The following is a 3,526-nucleotide window of genomic DNA, read 5'->3' as shown; positions in this document are numbered from 1 at the left end:
GGCCGGAGCCGAGCCCGCACCGGCGCCGCTCCCCGCCAACCCCGCCGCCACGACAGAGCCGGTCCTGGGTCTGGAGGCCGCCCCGGCGGGCGACGCGATGCCCCTGGAGCTGGAGCTGACCGCCAACCAGCAGGGCTACGACGGCCAGCTGCAGCGTTTCGTGGCCACCGGCAGCGTCATGGCCCGCCTGGCCGGGGGCCGGCTGCTGGCCGACCGGCTGGAGTTCGAGGCCACCACCCGCACCATCTATGCGGTGGGCAACGTGCGCTTTCAACGCGGCCAGCAGTATCTGCAGGGCAGCCGTCTCCGTTACGCCCTGCTGGAGGGGGTGGGGGAGATCGACGATGTCTACGGCGTCATCGATCTCGACACCACCAAGGAGGACTTCAACCTCGAGACCGAGGCCTCCCAGCCCCTGCCGCCGCCGGAGCCGATCAGCTGCACCCCCACCTATCCGGCCGTGCCCCAGTGGCACCCCTACCCCTGGGCCGTCACCACCTGGGCCGGCCAGATGTATGCCGGTGAATTCGGCGACACCTTCACCTTCAGCGGTCGCTTCCGCCCCGAATACCTGGGCGGCATCGGCCTGCAGCGCCGCCTCCTCCAGGCCGGGCCCCTCTCGCTGGAATTCGATGCCAACCTGCTGGGGCACCGGGCCAGTGCCCAACCGGGCGGCGGCTTCAACCAGGCCATCCCCTTCTCCGATACCCCCGCCCAGAGCTTCGGTGAAGTCACCGGCGGCCTCGGTCTGCGGCTGTGGCTGCGGCCCTGGCTCAACGTCTACTTCGTGGAGGGCCTGAGCGTCCTCACCGCCAAGAGCAACTACGAGCAGACCTTCCGCCCGAACTCGGCGCGCCTGCTCAACTACCTGGCCTTCGAGGTGGAGGCGCTGGTCACCCCCCGCTGGTCGGCCGTCGGCCGCATCCACCACCGCTCCGGGGCCTACGGCACCTTCAGCGGCGTCAGCGAAGGCAGCAACGCCTACCTGCTGGGCCTGCGCTACCGCTTCGGTACCGACAAGCTCGCCAGTGAGCCGATGCCGGTGCCTCCCGCCCAGGGATGCCCGGAGGCTCCGCCCCTGGCCAGCGAGCAGCCCGATGGGCTGGCCCAGCAGCTCGAGCAGGTGACGATGGGCCCAGGCTGGACCGGCACCAGCGGCCAGCCGGCTCCGGCGCCCCCCGCCAAGCCCCCCGAGGACAAGGGCGGGGTGTGGCGCAACGCCCGGCATCAGGAGCGGTTGCGGCGGGAGGCCATCGCCCGCATTCCCCAGCGGGTCGAGAACGTGACCTTCGAGCGCAGCCTCAAGGCCGAGCGGCGCTTCGGCTTCCCGCGCGAGTTCACCACACCGGAGGTGGCCAACGACTTCGGCACCACCCGGCCCGAGCAGCTCAAGGACCAGACCACCGAAGGCAACCAGGAGCTGATCAAGGGCACCGTGAGCCGCTGGCGCATCCAGGCCCGGCGCCTCAAGATCACCCCCAACACCCTCTCCGGCGACCGGGTGGGCTTCACCAACGATCCGTTCACCCCGGCCCAGTCGTGGATGGATTCGGAGAAGGTCGTCATCACCCTGCTGCCTAACGGCGACACCCTGGTGAAGGCCCGGCGCAACACGCTGCGGCTGGAGGATCGCCTGCCGATCCGGGTGGTGCGCCAGCGCCGCATCCAGAAGGACGACGAGGTGAGCAATCCCCTGGTGATCGGCAACGACCGGGAGGACCGGGACGGCTTCTTCCTCGGTTACAACATCCCGATCAAGATCGGCGAGAAGGGGCTCCTCAACCTCCAGCCCCAGGTGATGGTGCAGCGCCTCTACACCGGCAACACCGACGCCTACCCCCTGCCCGGCTCGCGGCCCGGCTCCACCAACATCGTTGAGCAGCCGGCCAAGGGCGGCGACTACTTCGGCCTGGATGCCCGTCTCACCGGGCCCCTGCTGGGCTTCAACGCCGATGCCCGCCTCTCCCTTTCCACCTTCGATCCCGACAACATCGCCAACGGCACCCGCAGCTTCGGCGACCTGGCCCGGCTGGTGAAGCTGCCTGTGATCGGCTTCAGCACCTTCCGCATCTTCGGCGCCTACCGCTTCCGCACCTGGAACGGCTCCCTGGGGGAGCAGGACGTCTACTCCGCCTACGGCGTCTCGCTGGAGCAGCAGGGAAGCCTGCCCAGCTGGGGGAAACTGGCCCGCAGCTACTACTGGCGCATGGGGGTGGGCAACTTCCAGGCCAACCCGACCACCGGGACCGATCTGCTGGAGGTGTGGCGGGCCAACGCCATCGGCTCCTTCAACTTCTCCTACCCGATCTGGACCGCCAAGCCCACCACCAGCCCGCCGGTGGTCTCCCTGGCCAATACACCGGTGCCCATCGTTCCAGGGCTGCGCTTCAACGCCAACCTGCTCGGTGTGGCCGCCTACTTCAGCGACGGCACCAACCAGAACACGATCGGGCTGTCCGGGGGACCCACCCTCACCCTGGGCCGCTTCGAGAAGCCGTTCTTCGACTACACCCAGCTGACCCTCACCGGCGGCATCACCCTGCGGCAGGGCCAGAGCCCACTGAACTTCGACCGCGCCGTCGACCTGGGCACGGTCGGCATCGGCCTTTCCCAGCAGATTGTGGGCCCGCTGGTCTTCAGCGGCGGCATCGGCATCAACGTCGATCCCAACTCCGGCTTCTACGGCGATGTCACCGGCTCCTACCTGGAACTGCGCTGGCAGCGGCGCTCCTACGAGATCGGCGTGTACTACAGCCCCTATGACGGGCTGGGCGGCATCCGCGTGCGGCTCAACGACTTCAACTTCAAGGGACCAGGGACACCCTTCATCCCCTATCACCCCACCCAGGGGGCCCTGCAGCGCCCCTTCTAGGCGGGTTCTAGGCGGTGGCGGCGAAGCCGGTCAGATAGGGGAGCCGGCCGGCGGTGGCGCGCAGTTCGGCGTCATGGGCCACGAGCTGGGCGGTGCCGTTCCACTCCCCGCTCACCAGCATCCTGCGCGGACCGGCCGCCAGCTCCAGCGGCCAGCCGAAACGCTCGCCATCGGCCTCCAGCATCACCTGGGGCGGCTCGAGATCGAGCTGCAGCCGGGCACCGGGATGGGCGGCGATGGCGGCCTGGAGGGCCAGCACCGTGTCGTGGTCGGCACTGAGGCAGGGGATCCCCAGGGCCAGGCAGTTGCCGAAGAAGATCTCGGCGAAGCTCTCGCCGATCACCGCCCGGATGCCCCAGCGCATCAGCGCCTGGGGGGCGTGCTCGCGGCTGGAGCCGCAGCCGAAGTTGCGGTTGACCACGAGAATCGCGGCACCCTGGTTGTCGGCGCGATCGAAGGGATGGTCGCCGGCCCGCTCGCGGCGGTCATCGGCGAAGACACCCTCCGCCAGCCCGTCGAAGGTGACGCACTTGAGATAACGGGCCGGGATGATCCGGTCGGTGTCGATGTCGTCGCCGGGCACGACGACGGCGCGGCCCTGGCAGTGCTGGATCGGTCCGGCCGGGAAGGGGGTGGCGCTCATGCGGGGGTGGG

2 protein-coding genes are annotated in these 3,526 nt (G+C 69.6%); one reads left to right on the top strand and one right to left on the bottom strand.

Annotation, left to right across the window (positions count from 1 at the left end):
- On the top strand, positions 1 to 2,872 hold a 2,872-nt coding region (locus VB737_RS15635; protein WP_500314306.1), incomplete at its 5' end, for a DUF3769 domain-containing protein.
- A 7-nt stretch (positions 2,873 to 2,879) separates the two neighbouring features.
- On the opposite strand, the gene VB737_RS15630 is transcribed toward VB737_RS15635, so the two are convergent.
- Complete coding sequence (locus VB737_RS15630) at positions 2,880 to 3,515, bottom strand: 3-isopropylmalate dehydratase small subunit (protein WP_500314308.1); 636 nt, start codon at positions 3,513 to 3,515, stop codon at positions 2,880 to 2,882.
- Positions 3,516 to 3,526: the final 11 nt, after the last annotated feature.

Origin of the sequence: Synechococcus sp. BA-120 BA3 (assembly GCF_034931285.1) — a bacterium.
Lineage (GTDB): Bacteria > Cyanobacteriota > Cyanobacteriia > PCC-6307 > Cyanobiaceae > Cyanobium.
Note: the sequence above shows the minus strand (reverse complement) of the source record. Positions and strands in the feature narration are given on the sequence as shown.